The organism is Pseudomonas bohemica (assembly GCF_002934685.1).
GTDB classification, from domain to species: Bacteria; Pseudomonadota; Gammaproteobacteria; order Pseudomonadales; family Pseudomonadaceae; genus Aquipseudomonas; species Aquipseudomonas bohemica.
Map to the genome: position 1 here is coordinate 121,872 of NZ_NKHL01000111.1, position 14,296 is coordinate 136,167.

General features: G+C 61.6%; 11 protein-coding genes. All 11 read left to right on the top strand.

What is annotated here, in order from left to right:
- The first annotated feature begins 13 nt into the window (after nucleotides 1–13).
- The 11 genes from CE491_RS16875 (at nucleotide 14) to madM (ending at nucleotide 14,100) form a co-directional block, all read left to right on the top strand.
- Entirely contained in the window at nucleotides 14–6,010 is a 5,997-nt protein-coding gene (locus CE491_RS16875; RefSeq protein WP_110949464.1) for an Hpt domain-containing protein, read from the top strand.
- Entirely contained in the window at nucleotides 6,003–6,494 is a 492-nt protein-coding gene (locus tag CE491_RS16880; protein WP_110949465.1) for a chemotaxis protein CheW, read from the top strand. Before CE491_RS16875 ends, CE491_RS16880 begins: the two co-directional genes overlap by 8 nt.
- A gap of 253 nt (nucleotides 6,495–6,747) precedes the next feature.
- On the top strand, nucleotides 6,748–8,421 hold the full coding sequence (gene mdcA, locus CE491_RS16885; protein ID WP_110949466.1) for a malonate decarboxylase subunit alpha: 1,674 nt from the start codon (nucleotides 6,748–6,750) through the stop codon (nucleotides 8,419–8,421).
- A complete protein-coding gene (locus tag CE491_RS16890; protein WP_110949467.1) occupies nucleotides 8,421–9,323 on the top strand; it encodes a triphosphoribosyl-dephospho-CoA synthase in 903 nt (300 codons plus the stop codon). The genes mdcA and CE491_RS16890 overlap by 1 nt, the downstream gene beginning before the upstream one ends.
- A gap of 1 nt (nucleotide 9,324) precedes the next feature.
- Nucleotides 9,325–9,624 carry a malonate decarboxylase subunit delta gene (locus CE491_RS16895; RefSeq protein WP_110949468.1) on the top strand — a complete coding sequence of 100 codons (300 nt, stop codon included), beginning with the start codon at nucleotides 9,325–9,327 and terminating at the stop codon, nucleotides 9,622–9,624.
- Nucleotides 9,617–10,468 (top strand): biotin-independent malonate decarboxylase subunit beta, encoded by an 852-nt coding sequence (locus CE491_RS16900; RefSeq protein ID WP_110949469.1) that lies wholly within the window; start codon nucleotides 9,617–9,619, stop codon nucleotides 10,466–10,468. Before CE491_RS16895 ends, CE491_RS16900 begins: the two co-directional genes overlap by 8 nt.
- Nucleotides 10,465–11,268 (top strand): biotin-independent malonate decarboxylase subunit gamma, encoded by an 804-nt coding sequence (mdcE, locus tag CE491_RS16905; protein WP_110949470.1) that lies wholly within the window; start codon nucleotides 10,465–10,467, stop codon nucleotides 11,266–11,268. The genes CE491_RS16900 and mdcE overlap by 4 nt, the downstream gene beginning before the upstream one ends.
- Nucleotides 11,268–11,900: a malonate decarboxylase holo-ACP synthase gene (locus CE491_RS16910; protein WP_110949471.1), complete on the top strand. Its 633-nt coding sequence runs from the start codon at nucleotides 11,268–11,270 to the stop codon at nucleotides 11,898–11,900. The genes mdcE and CE491_RS16910 overlap by 1 nt, the downstream gene beginning before the upstream one ends.
- Nucleotides 11,897–12,832, top strand: coding sequence for a malonate decarboxylase subunit epsilon (gene mdcH / locus CE491_RS16915; protein WP_110949472.1), 936 nt, complete (start codon nucleotides 11,897–11,899; stop codon nucleotides 12,830–12,832). Before CE491_RS16910 ends, mdcH begins: the two co-directional genes overlap by 4 nt.
- Before the next feature lie 67 nt (nucleotides 12,833–12,899).
- Entirely contained in the window at nucleotides 12,900–13,334 is a 435-nt protein-coding gene (gene madL / locus CE491_RS16920; RefSeq protein WP_110949473.1) for a malonate transporter subunit MadL, read from the top strand.
- Between the two features lies 1 nt (nucleotide 13,335).
- Complete coding sequence (gene madM, locus CE491_RS16925) at nucleotides 13,336–14,100, top strand: malonate transporter subunit MadM (RefSeq protein WP_110949474.1); 765 nt, start codon at nucleotides 13,336–13,338, stop codon at nucleotides 14,098–14,100.
- Nucleotides 14,101–14,296 lie beyond the last annotated feature (196 nt).

The window sequence follows — 14,296 nt, forward strand, 5'->3', positions numbered from 1 at the left end:
AACTGGAGTTACCATGCCTGATCGTCACGACTACGTGGCCCTGGAGTGGGTCAAGGGCGAAATAGCCGAAACCCTCAAGCATGCCCGGCAGGCGCTGGACGTCTTCGTTGCGCGCCCTCACGATCCTGCCGCGATGGATGTCTGCCTGGAACTCATTCATCAGGTGCACGGCAGCCTACTGATGATCGAGTTCTATGGCGCGGCGCTGTTCGCCGAGGAAATCGAACAGCTGGTGCTGGCCCTGCAACAAGGGCATGTGGTTCAGGAAACCGAAGCCATTCAGTTGCTGGATCAGGCGATGACCCAATTGCCAATCTATCTGGACCGCGTGCATTCGGCCCGCCGCGATCTGCCGCTGGTGGTGCTGCCGTTGCTCAACGACCTGCGCAGTGCCCGAGGCGAGAGCCTGCTCTCCGAAACCAGTCTGTTTTCGCCACAACTGCTGTCGATCCCCGAACTCGACGATCAAGCCCTCGCTGAGCGTGACAGCCCTGAATTGCCAGCAAAACTGCGCAAGCTGCGCCAGACCCTGCAAACTGCGCTGGTCGGCCTGTTACGCGAACAGGATGTGCAGACGCAACTCGGTTACATGAGCAAGGTGTTTGCGCGGCTTGAAGCGCTGTGCAAGGACGCGCCGCTGGAGCCGCTTTGGCTTATCGCCTCGGCGTTGGTCGAGACCATGGCCAGCGGCAACTTCACCAACAGCCCGGCGCTGCGCAGCCTGTTCAAGGACGCCGACAAGGAGCTCAAGCGCCTGTTGGAGCAAGGCATCACCGGAATCAATCAGCCAGCGCCGGATGAGTTGCTGAAAAGCCTGCTGTTCTATATTGCCAAATCTGACAGTCAGGCCCAGAGGATGATGGATTTGAAGGATCAATATGGCCTGGCCGAAGCGTTGCCGGAAAGCGCGCTGGTGGATGAAGAGCGCGCGCGCATGGCAGGCCCCGATCGCGATGCCATGCGCTCGGTCATCATCGCCCTGTGCGACGAACTGGTACGCACCAAGGAGCGACTGGATGTCTTCGTGCGTGGCGATCGCCAGCATGTCAGCGAACTCAACGCTCTCCTGCCGCCTCTTCGACAGATTGCCGATACACTCGCGGTTCTGGGTTTCGGGCAGCCGCGCAAGGTCATCATCGACCAGTTGGCGGTGGTTCAGGGCATGGCCCAAGGTCAGCGCGAACCCAGCGACCCGACGCTGATGGATGTCGCGGGTGCCTTGCTGTATGTGGAAGCGACGCTGGCGGGAATGGCCGGGACGGTCGATCAGAGCAGCCCCGAGGAGAGCCGTTTGCCCACCACGGATCTGAGTCAGATTCATCAGTTGGTGATCAAGGAAGCCCGCGCCGTACTTCAGCAGGCCAAGGACGTGATCGACGATTACATTGATGGCGAGCTCGACCATCAACGTCTGGTGCCGGTGTCCGAGCAGTTGATACAGGTGCGCGGCGCGCTGGCGATGATCCCGCTGGCCCGCGCTTCCGGCCTGCTGGCGGCGTGCAATGACTACATCGTCGAACATTTATTGACGGGCGGGGAGCGTCCGGCCTGGTCGCAGCTGGACCATCTGGCCGATGTCATCACCGGTATCGAGTATTACCTGGAGCGCATGGCCGAAGATCCAGAGGCACCGGGCGAGCATGTGCTGGATCTGGCGCAAGACAGCCTGGCCAAGCTCGGTTACTCGCCGGTTGCCGATGCGATCGACGTGCCGGTGCTTGATGAGGTCATCAGCCAGGAAGAACTTCGGCAGTTGCGCGAGCAGCAGGCTCCGACCAGCGACAGTCTCAACCCGAGCATCGCCGAAGTGCTGGCCAGTCCTTTGTCAGCCGTCAACCCGCCTGCACGGCATGTGCCTGCAAGTCTGTTGCCGCCACCCAAGGGAGAGCAGGCGGTCGATGACGAGCTGCGCGATGTGTTTCTCGAAGAGACCGACGAGGTGCTCGATGCGCTGCTCGAGTACCTGCCGCGTTGGCTCGCCGATACCGGCAATCTCACCGCGCTGGGTGAAATCCGTCGCGCCTTCCACACCCTCAAAGGTAGCGGGCGCATGGTTCGGGCGCTGGTGCTGGGCGAATTGGCGTGGTCAGTGGAGAACCTGCTCAACCGCGTGCTCGAACACAGCGTCCAGCCGAACGCGCAGGTTAAGCAGGTGCTACAGGATGTGCTGGCGCTGTTGCCGGATGTGATTCGTGATTTTGCCGAAGACGTTCAACGCCAGCGTGATGATGTGGATGAGTTGGCCGCGCGCGCCCATGCGCTGGCTCAAGGGGAAAGCGACGAGCCCGCGCTACCGGCGTCTATCGAATTTAAAGACGAAGGCTTCGACCCGCAGTTGCTGGAGATATTCCGCCAGGAAGCCCAGACCCATCTCGACGTTCTCAATCGCTATCTCGACGCTGCTCGGCAAGACCCATCGCCGTCTTTCAGCGACGACTTGCTGCGCGCGCTGCACACCCTCAAGGGCAGCGCCTACATGGCAGGCGTGCTGCCGATGGCCGAGCTGGCCAGTCCGCTGGACCAATTGGTGCGTGAGTTCAAGACCAACCTGATCGCCGTGGGTCAGCCCGAGATCGACCTGCTGCGTTCGGCCGAGCCGCTGTTCCATCAAGGGTTGGCGCAGTTGGGCGTCGACCCGCTGATGCCGATCGAAGGTGCCGCGCCACTCATCTCCGCCGCTCACGAACTGCTCGATGAGCGCATGGCCGCCGCCTTGAGCGCCGACAACAATGGCCTGCGCACACGGCGCAATCCGCAATTGATCGCAAGCTTCCTCGCTGAGGGCATGGATATCCTGCTGGACGCCGAAAACCTGCTCAAACGCTGGCGGCAGCATCCCGGCGAGCGCCAGGAACTGAACGCGCTGCTCGACGAACTGACCATGCTTGGCCACGGCGCGCACATGGCCGATCTGCCGCAAATGGATGAGTTGTGCGAGGCCCTGCTCGATCTGTATGGCGCGGTTGAAGAGAGCAGCCTTGCGGTCAGCGAGCGGTTTTTCCATGAAGCCGAAAACGCCCATGAAGCGCTGATCAATATGCTCGATCAAATCGCCGCCGGCCAGCAGGTTGAGCCATGTCCAGAGCGTGTGCGGGCGTTGCGCGAGTTGCTTGATGAAGCGCTGGATCCTGGTGCGATGGGCATCATCAAAAGCGATGGGGGCCTGGCGACTAGTGTCACCGAGCTGAGCCAGGCCACCGAAAGCCTTGACACTAAACCTGACCAACCCGCGCAACTGCCGCGCGATGAGATTGATCAGGAAATCGTCGATATCTTCCTCGAAGAGGCGGTCGACATTCTCGACAGCGCAGGCCACGCCTTGCAGCGCTGGCTGGATGATCCGGAAAACCCGCTGCCGCTGTCGTCGTTGCAGCGGGATCTGCACACCCTCAAGGGCGGCGCGCGGATGGCCGAGATCGGCCCGGTCGGCGATCTCGGGCATGAGCTTGAATCGCTTTATGAAGGCTTGATCGACCGGCGCTGCAGTTACACGCCCGCGCTCGCCGATCTGCTAATGCGCAGCCACGATCATTTGGCAATGATGCTCGAACAGCTGCAAAACCGCAGCGAACTGACGCCGCCCGAGACGCTGATCGAGTCGATTCGCGAATTCCGCCAATCGAGCAGCAGTGTGCCCACTTCCGGAAGCGAGCCGCGTAATGTCGGGTCGATGATCCAACCACTGGACGAGCGCGATCCCGAGTTGCTGGAGATCTTTCTCGAAGAAGCCGACGACCTCATCGAAAGCTCGAGCGCTGCGCTGGTGCGCTGGCAGGCCGATCCGCAGAACACCGTGGAAGTGGAAAACCTGCTGCGCGACCTGCACACCCTAAAGGGCGGCGCGCGCATGGTGGAGATCGCCCTCATTGGCGATCTGGCCCATGAGCTGGAGTCGTTGTACGAGGGCCTGGCTTGCGGGGCGCTGAAAAACAGTGCGCTGCTCAACGGCCTGCTGCAAAGCGGCCACGACATGCTTGCCGACATGGTCGACGCCGTCCGCGGTTACGAGCCGCTACCCAATCCGACGCTGTTGATCGACAGCATCACGCACTACTCCTCATCGGGCGGCATTCAGGAAGCTGTCGTCAAGCCGGCGGAAACATCTACACCTGCCGCGCCGCCTGCTGCCGATCCCGCTCCCGCAACACCGGATACCGACGCCGAGCGCGCCGGGCCGGAAATGGTCAAGGTGCCTGCCGAGCAGTTGGAGGAGCTGGTCAACCTGGCGGGTGAGACTTCAATCTTCCGTGGCCGTATCGAGCAGCAGGTCAGCGACGCGCAGATCACCCTCGCCGAGATGGAAACCACCATCGAGCGCATGCGCGATCAATTGCGGCGGCTGGATATCGAGACCCAGGGACGCATTCTCAGTCGCGATCATCAGACCGAACGACTGGGCTATGAGGAATTCGACCCGCTGGAAATGGACCGTCACTCCCAGCTTCAGCAGCTGTCACGGGCGTTGTTCGAGTCCGCGTCCGACCTGATGGACCTCAAGGAAACCCTCGACACCCGCGGCCATGAAGCCGAGACCCTGCTGCTGCAACAGGCGCGGGTCAACACCGAGCTGCAGGAAAATCTGATGCGCACGCGGATGGTGCCGTTCGAGCGCATGATCCCGCGACTGCGGCGGATCGTGCGGCAGGTATCGGGCGAGCTCCACAAGAAGGTCAAGTTCGATGTGGTCAACGCCGAGGGCGAAATGGACCGCAACGTGCTGGAACGAATGGTCGCGCCGCTCGAGCACATGCTGCGCAACGCCATCGACCACGGCTTGGAAAGCACAGAGAAACGCCTGGCCGCAGGTAAGTCCGAAGCGGGACATATCATCCTCAGTCTGGCCCACGAGGGTGGTGATATCGTGATCGAAATGAGCGACGACGGCGCCGGAGTGGATTTTGAAGCGGTGCGGCGCAAGGCGATCAAGCGCGGCCTGATTGGCCCTGACGCCGAGCTGAGTGAGCACGACACGCTGCAGTTCATCCTGCAGGCCGGTTTTTCTACCTCCGAAACCATCACCCAGATTTCCGGGCGTGGCGTGGGCATGGACGTCGTGCACGCAGAAGTCAAAGAGCTGGGCGGCTCGATGATCATCGATTCGAAATCGGGGCAGGGCGCGCGTTTCCGAATTCGGCTGCCATTCTCCGTCTCAGTCAACCGGGCACTGATGGTGCAGTGCGGTGACGAGCAATATGCCGTTCCTTTGAACAGCGTCGAAGGCATCGTGCGCGTCATGCCCAGCGAGCTGGAAGGCTGGTATCAGGCCACGCCGCCGCGCTATCAATATGGCGGGCACAGTTACGAACTGCGCTACCTGGGTGAGCTGCTGAACAATGGCCAGCCACCGAAGTTGATAGGCCAGACTCAACCGCTACCGGTGCTGCTGGTTCATGTGCATGATCAATGGGTGGCGGTGCAGGTGGATGCGCTGGCGGGTTCACGGGAAATCGTGGTGAAGAACCTCGGGCCGCAGTTCGCTGGGGTGCAGGGGATTTCCGGCGCGACGATCCTTGGCGATGGTCGCGTGGTGCTGATTCTCGATCTGTTCGCTCACATTCGGCGTCTGCACGCGCAGCTGCTGGCGATGCAGGTTTCCGGTCAGGCGCCATCGCGCTACGTCGAAACCGAACAGGCGCGACCTTTGCTGGTGATGGTGGTGGACGACTCGGTCACGGTGCGCAAGGTGACGGGGCGTCTGCTGGAGCGCAATGGCATGAACGTGCTGACTGCCAAGGATGGTGTCGACGCCATGGCGCTGCTGCAGGAGCACACGCCGGACGTGATGTTGCTGGACATCGAAATGCCGCGCATGGACGGTTTCGAAGTCGCCAGCAAGGTGCGCGAAGACGAAGCGCTAAAGCACTTGCCGATCATCATGATCACCTCGCGCTCGGGCCAAAAACACCGAGATCGCGCCATGGCGCTTGGGGTCAACGACTACATGAGCAAGCCATATCAGGAAGCGGCGCTGCTGGAGAGCATTGCCCACTGGAGCCACGTGCATGTCTGACACCACCACCCAAACCACGCGCCTGACCAACCTGACCGGACTGCTCATTCCCCTGAGCGATAGGCATCTGCTGCTGCCCAACGTCGCCGTTGCTGAATTGATCGACTACCAGGACAGCATCGCCGACCCCGCCGCTCCGCAGTGGTACCTGGGCCCGATCAACTGGCGCCATCGCAGCCTGCCGCTGCTGAGCTTCGAAGCTGCCTGTGGAAGTCGGGCTCGCGTCGGCGGCCGCGCCCGAATCGTTGTGCTCAATGCGTTGGGTGGACGACCGGATCTGAAGTTCATCGCCCTGCTGACTCAGGGCATTCCGCGCTCCTGCAAGCTCGACAGCCAACTGAGCTACGTCGACGTACCGCTTGCCGAGCTGGAACTGGCGGCGGTGCAAGTGGGCGAGACCGTAGCGAAGATCCCGGATCTTGTGGCACTTGAACAGTGGTTGGTGGATGCGGGGTTGGTGCAGGTGGTGGGACCGGGAATTTGAGCTTTTGATTCGGCCCAACGGATTTATGAGCGCAGTGTGCTCGTGATCTGTTGCAGCAGCAGGCAACCCAGACGGCCGCACGGTTTCAGACGCTCCGTGTATTCGCAATCGGCTCAGTCGCAACGTGCTGAAGACCCATTTCGGAATTTCCCTAATCATTACTCCAACCGTAACGATCCAGCCTTTTGCTTGATTGATACTTCCAGCCCATAACTCCTAATGTGGCCCACGACAGCGAACTCGTGGAGTCAACATGACTACAACAACGAAACTTGACCCGCGCTGGTCGCGTCGTCGCAGCGAAAAGCAGCGGCGACTCGAGCAAGTGCGTTCCCTCGCCGATGGCGTGGTTCTGCCCACCGACAAAATCGTCGCGGCGTTGGAAGCGTTAATTGCGCCCGGCGATCGTGTGGTGCTTGAAGGCAACAACCAGAAACAGGCGGATTTCCTCTCCCGTTCGCTGGTCAAGGCCGATCCGGGCAAGCTGCATGATCTGCACATGATCATGCCCAGCGTGGGTCGCGCCGAGCATCTGGACCTCTTCGAACGCGGCATCGCCCGCAAGCTCGATTTCTCTTTCGCCGGTACGCAGAGTCTGCGCATTAGCCAACTGCTTGAAGACGGCCTGCTGGAAGTGGGTGCGATTCACACGTACATCGAGTTGTATTCGCGCTTGCTGGTCGACCTGATTCCCAATGTCGTGCTCTCTGCAGGGTTCATGGCCGACCGCGCGGGTAACATTTACACCGGCGCCAGCACCGAAGACACCCCGGCCCTGATCGAACCGGCCGCGTTCAGCGACGGCATCGTTATCGTGCAGGTCAACCAATTGGTGGACGATGTGAGCGACCTGCCACGAGTGGACATCCCTGCTTCGTGGGTCGACTTCGTGGTGGTGGCTGACAAGCCTTTCTATATCGAGCCGCTGTTCACCCGCGATCCGCGTCATATCAAGCCAGTTCATGTGTTGATGGCGATGATGGCGATTCGTGGGATCTACGAGAAACACAACGTCCAGTCACTGAATCACGGCATCGGTTTCAACACTGCCGCGATCGAGCTGATTCTGCCGACTTACGGCGAGTCCCTTGGTCTCAAGGGCAAGATCTGCCGCAACTGGACGCTCAATCCGCACCCAACCCTGATCCCCGCCATTGAAAGCGGCTGGGTCGAAAGTGTGCATTGCTTCGGCACCGAACTGGGTATGGAGAACTACATCGCGGCGCGTCCTGATGTGTTCTTTACCGGCCGCGACGGCTCGATGCGCTCCAACCGCATGATGTGCCAACTGGCGGGGCAATACGCGGTGGACCTGTTCATCGGCGCGACCTTGCAAGTAGACGGCGACGGTCATTCCTCGACCGTGACCCGCGGGCGGCTGGCCGGTTTCGGCGGCGCGCCGAACATGGGACACGACCCCCACGGTCGGCGTCACAGCACGCCCGCCTGGCTGGACATGCGCCAGCAGAATCCAGACACCGAGGTCTATCTCGAGCGCGGCAAAAAACTGGTGGTGCAGATGGTCGAGACCTTTCAGGAAGGCGGCAAACCTACGTTCGTCGAAACCCTCGATGCCGTCGATGTAGCGAAAAAAAGTGGCATGCCTCTGGCCCCGATCATGATCTACGGCGACGACGTGACCCACCTGTTGACTGAAGAAGGCATCGCCTATCTGTACAAGGCGCGCAGTCTGGAAGAGCGTCAGGCGATGATCGCCGCAGTCGCGGGCGTGACCGTCATCGGCCTGCGGCACGACCCCAAGGACACGGCCCGCATGCGTCGGGAAGGATTGATCGCGCTGCCTGAGGATCTGAGTATCCGCCGCACCGACGCCAGCCGCGAATTGCTGGCGGCCAAGAGCATCGCCGAACTGGTGGAGTGGTCCGGTGGTTTGTACAACCCGCCTGCGAAATTCAGGAGCTGGTGATGCCTGCACTCAACGTAGCTTTCACTAACGTAGCATTCACCGACGCGCCACCTGCGTTGTCCCTGGCCGAGCGCCTGGCCGACTTGGCGGTGGATGCGCTGATCGACGAAGCCGATCTGTCGCCCAAACCCGCGCTGGTCGATCGGCGCAGCAGTGGCGCGCACCAGGATTTGCATTTGGGTCTGATGCACTCGTCGGCGCTGTCGCTGTGGCCCGCGTTCAAGGAAATGGCCGAAGTTGCGCTCCAGTTCGGTGAGATTGGCCAGCCCTTGAGAGAGGCGATTGGCCGCATCGGTCGCGAGGGCGAAGCGGCAATGATGCGGACCACTGCTGGCGTGAACACTCATCGCGGCGCGATCTGGGCCCTTGGCTTGCTGGTCACGGCGGCTGCGCTGGATCCTTCGGATCTGTCGCCAGCCGGACTCGGCCTGCGCGCAGGCTGCCTGGCACTGATCGAAGATCGTCAGCAACCCGCACTCAACAGCCACGGCGCCGAAGTCGTTCGCAAATTCGGGGCGATGGGCGCGCGGGAACAAGCGCAGATGGGCTTCCCGGCGGTCACTCAAACCGGCCTGCCGCAACTCAAACGCAGCCGCGCCGCCCGTCATGGCGAACAGAACGCGCGGCTCGATGCGCTGCTGGCGATCATGACCACACTCTCGGACACCTGCGTGCTCTATCGCGCGGGCGAACAAGGTTTACGCACCATGCAGCAGGGCGCGCAGCGGGTTCTGGATGCAGGCGGCAGCGCGTCCCTCAGCGGTCGTCGCGCGCTGCACGAGCTTGATCAGCAGCTCTTGGATTTGAACGCATCCCCCGGTGGCGCCGCCGATCTGCTCGCCGCTTGCCTGTTTATCGATTGCCTTGAGCCTGCGCTCGGTGATGAAGCGAGGACTGTCTGAAATGGAAACCCTGTCTTTTGAATTTCCCGCCGGTCAGCCGCCTGTAGGCCGTGCGCTGGTCGGGTGCGTCGGTTCCGGCGACCTCGAAGTGCTGCTTGAACCGGGCCTGCCGGGCAAGTTGACCATTCAAGTGTTGACCTCGGTCAACGGCAGTTCGGCGCGCTGGCAGCATCTGTTCGAACGCATGTTCGACGGGCAAACGCCACCCGCGCTGAGCATCGACATCCATGATTTCGGCGCGACACCCGGCGTGGTGCGCTTGCGTCTGGAGCAAGGCTTCGAGGAGATTGGCCATGACTGACAGCGCTCGCCTGTTGAAACAACACAGTTTCGTCGAGCTTGGCGCCCGTCAGCGCGCCCGTGCTCTGCTGGATGAGGGCAGCTTTCGTGAGCTGATCGATCCGTTCGCGCGCATCACCTCGCCTTGGCTGGCCAAGCAGGGCGTCGTGCCACAAGCCGACGACGGCGTGGTCGTCGCCAAAGGTTCAATCGGCGGCCAGCCTGTAGTGATCTGCGCCATTGAAGGTGCTTTTCAGGGCGGCAGCATGGGCGAAGTCGGCGGCGCGAAAATGGCCGGCGCGCTGGAATTGGCGGCCGATGACAATCGCAACGGCATTCCTACCGCTGCTGTGCTGTTGCTGGAAACCGGTGGCGTGCGTTTGCAGGAGGCCAATCTGGGCCTTGCTGCGATCGCGGAAATTCACGCCGCCATCGTCGATTTGCGCCGTTATCAGCCAGTGATCGGCGTGGTGGCGGGCAGCGTCGGTTGCTTCGGCGGCATGTCCATCGCCGCCGGGCTTTGCAGTTATCTGGTGGTGACCCGGGAGGCGCGTCTGGGTTTGAACGGCCCGCAAGTGATCGAGCAGGAGGCGGGCATCGAAGAATACGATTCCCGCGACCGGCCCTTCATCTGGAGCCTGACCGGCGGGGAACAACGCTTTGCCAGCGGGTTGGCGGATGCGTACGTCGCCGATGACATCAAGGCGATTCAGCAGCAGGTGGAAGACCTCTTGCACAAAGGCAAGCCCGAGCAAGAGCGCAGCGGCCAATACGCGTTGTTTCTGCAACGTCTGGCCGAGCTGGACACCTCGACCCAGATCGATCCCGCTGCTGTGCGCAGCCTGTATCAAGGAGAACAGCCATGAAAGGCAATTCCACCCGTGGCTTGAACTGGTTCAACGCGCTCAGCGCTGGCGCCGCAGAAGTTGTCGGTCTGCCCACTTCGATCAAAGCCGCCGACGGCCAATTGGGCGATCAACCCGCGCGTTTTCTGGCTGTGGTCGCTGATCCTGAAAACCGTTTCCCTCGTGCTCAAACCGGTGAAGTCGGACTGCTGGAAGGTTGGGGTCTGGCAAAAGCGGTCGATGCGGCTATCGAACTGGATCAACAAAATTCCAACAAGCGTGCGCTGATCGCGATCATCGATGTGCCGAGCCAGGCGTACGGTCGTCGTGAAGAAGCGCTGGGCATTCATCAGGCGCTGGCTGGCGCGGTCGACGCCTATGCCCGCGCGCGTCTGGCCGGACATCCGGTGATTGGGTTGCTGGTGGGCAAGGCGATGTCGGGGGCGTTTCTCGCCCATGGTTATCAGGCCAATCGGCTGATCGCCTTGCGCGATCCGGGCGTGATGGTGCATGCGATGGGCAAGGCGTCGGCAGCGCGGGTCACGTTGCGCAGCGTCGAAGAGCTGGAAAAACTCGCCGCGAGCATTGCGCCGATGGCTTACGACATCGACAGTTACGCGGGGCTGGGTTTGCTCTGGGAAACGCTCTCGGTAGGTCAGATCGAACAACCATCTGCCGCTGACATCGCCGCTGTTCAGGAATGTCTGATTGCGGCGGTCAAGGACGTTCAGGGCAGCGGCCATGGCCTGAGTTCGCGACTGGGCGCGCATAATCGTGCGGCGTCGTCCAAAGTGCGCGAGCTGCTGCGAGCGCAGTGGTAATGCGCATCGACCGGTCCGTGCAGCCCCACGATTTGTTGTGGGGCATGCCTGTGGCGGCCTTGCCTGCCGATGCTCCGACGTGGGCTCTAGAGGTGTTGACGCTGGGGCGTCCGGTGGTAGTCCGTCGGGCACAGGTCGTAGAAGGTTGGGTGGCAGTTGGCGTGCGTGGGTATTCGCGGGATCAGCGTTTTGCGACGCGGATGAAGATGGCCGATATCACGCGACGGGTTCAGCCTGAACAGTTGATCGACGCGGCGGATAAAGCAGCAGCTGATTGGCCGGCTTTGCACGCGCTGCGGCAGATTCGTCCGATCATGCATTCGCAAGCGTTGCCGTGGGGCGTAGCAGGCAGTGTCGGTTTTGAACTGGCGAGCGGCGTTCGGGTTTTGCATCAGGACAGCGATCTGGATTTGATCCTGCGCACTGACGAATTCTTCAGCCGCGAGCAGGCGGCTGATCTGGTCAGAGTGTTGGATAGCGCGGTCTGTCGCGTCGACCTGCAACTGCAAACGCCGGCGGGCGCCGTGGCGTTGCGTGAGTGGGCGGGGGCGGCGCGCCACGTGTTGCTCAAGGCCAATGATGGCGCGCGATTGGTGCACAACCCTTGGCAGCTTCAGGAGCGCGCGGCATGAGCAGCTTCTGGGTGTTCCCGGGACAGGGCGCGCAGCAGCCGGGCATGCTGCACGCGCTGCCGAGCGATCCTCTGATCGGCGAATGCCTTTGCGAAGCCAGCGATGCGTTGAATGAAAACGTGGTGGATCTGGACACCCCTGACGCATTGCAGTCGACTCGTGCTGTTCAGCTCTGTTTGTTGATCGCGGGTGTCGCCTGCTCACGCTTGTTGATGGCTCAGGGCAGCATGCCGGATTACGTCGCAGGCCTGTCGATTGGTGCTTATCCGGCAGCTGTGGTCGCCGGGGCGCTGACTTTCGGCGATGCGGTGCGGCTGGTGGCGCTGCGTGGTGAACTGATGCAAAACGCTTATCCGCGGGGCTATGGCATGACGGCGTTGATCGGCCTGGATCAAGGCACGGTTGAAGCGCTCGTCGAGCGAATCCATAGCGAGGACAGCCCGGTGTATCTGGCCAACATCAATGCCGAGAATCAGTTCGTCATTGCCGGCAGCGATCAGGCGATGGCCGACGTCGCCGCATTGGCGAAGGAGCAGGGCGCAGCAACGGCCAAACGCCTGGCGGTCAGCGTGCCGTCCCACTGCGAATTGTTGAGCGAGCCTGCACATGCCCTGTCCGAAGCGTTCGCCGATGTTTCGATTCAAGCCCCGACCCTGAAATACCTCAGTGGCAGTACCGCAAGGCCGATCTTCACGGCCGACAAATTGCGCGACGACCTGGCTTTCAATATGTGTCGGGTCATCGACTGGCGCAGCACCGTGCAAAACGCCTACGAGCGTGGCGCGCGTCTGCAAATCGAATTACCGCCCGGCACCGTGCTCACGGGGCTGGCGCGACGAGTCTTTGAACAAGGATCCGCTTTCGCCTTTCAGGGCGCCCGGCTGGATACGTTGAGCGCGCTGTCGCGAGAGGAGGAACGTCGCCACTCATAAACCGGTTGCTGCTTTCGAAGGAACACAAAAACAACAACTTCGACGATGCAAATTGAGGACAAGAACAATGGTTATTTATGGCGTTGCGTTACTGGCTATCTGCACCCTCGCGGGGGTGATTCTCGGTGATCTGCTCGGCGTGTTGCTGGGCGTCAAATCCAACGTGGGCGGCGTCGGGATCGCGATGATCCTGTTGATCTGCGCCCGTCTCTACATGCAAAAGCGCGGTGGCATGAGCGAAGGCTGCGAAATGGGCGTCGGCTTCTGGGGCGCGATGTACATTCCGGTGGTCGTGGCCATGGCCGCACAACAGAACGTCGTTACGGCGTTGAAGGGTGGCCCGATTGCTGTGATCGCTGCGATTGGTTCAGTTGTGATCTGTGCCTGCACCATTGCTCTGATCAGTCGTACCAACAAGGGCGAGCCGCTGCCCGAGGAAGACGAACCCGTCACGCAGCCCCCGGTGATCGCACCAACCGTTTCGCCAGCCGGAGGCCGCTGATATGTGGGATCTCATTCAGAAAGACCTGATCAGCCAGGGCCTGGTCACTGCCTTCGCGGTGGTGGGCGTGGTGATGTGGATTTCCGTGGTGCTCTCCAAGCGCCTGACTTTCGGTCGCATTCACGGCTCGGCCATCGCGATCGTCATTGGCCTGGTGCTGGCGTGGGTCGGCGGGATCATGACCGGCGGCCAGAAGGGCTTGGCGGACCTGGCGCTGTTTTCCGGGATCGGCTTGATGGGCGGCGCGATGTTGCGAGACTTTGCCATCGTCGCTACGGCGTTCGAGGTGCAGGCGACCGAAGCGAAGAAGGCCGGTTTGATCGGCGCGGTTTCGCTGTTTCTCGGCACCGTGCTGCCGTTTATCGTCGGCTCGTGCGTGGCTTATGCTTTTGGTTATCGCGATGCAGTGAGCATTACCACCATTGGTGCGGGCGCGGTGACTTACATCGTCGGGCCGGTGACAGGTGCAGCGTTAGGGGCGACGTCGGATGTGATGGCGCTGTCGATTGCCACCGGCTTGATCAAAGCGATTCTGGTGATGGTCGGTACGCCAATGGCCGCGCGCTGGATGGGCCTGGACAACCCTCGTTCGGCGATGGTGTTCGGTGGTCTGGCCGGGACTGTGAGTGGCGTGACGGCAGGGCTGGCGGCGACGGATCGGCGTTTGGTGCCATATGGCGCGCTGACGGCGACGTTCCATACCGGATTGGGCTGCTTGCTTGGGCCTTCGCTGCTGTACTTCATTGTGCGCGGGATTCTTGGCTAGGCCTACGGCAACGTGGTGGGCTTTTGATGCCGGCCGGCTCTTACAACGTTGTGCTCGCTACAAAATCCCTGTGGGAGACGTCGCAGGTTACGACGGCAGCGAATGCAGTGGGTCAGCTCCATATCCCTCGGCTGACACACCGCTTTCGCTGTCGTCGTAACCTTCGACGTCTCCCACCGGCGGTGTGAAAACATCA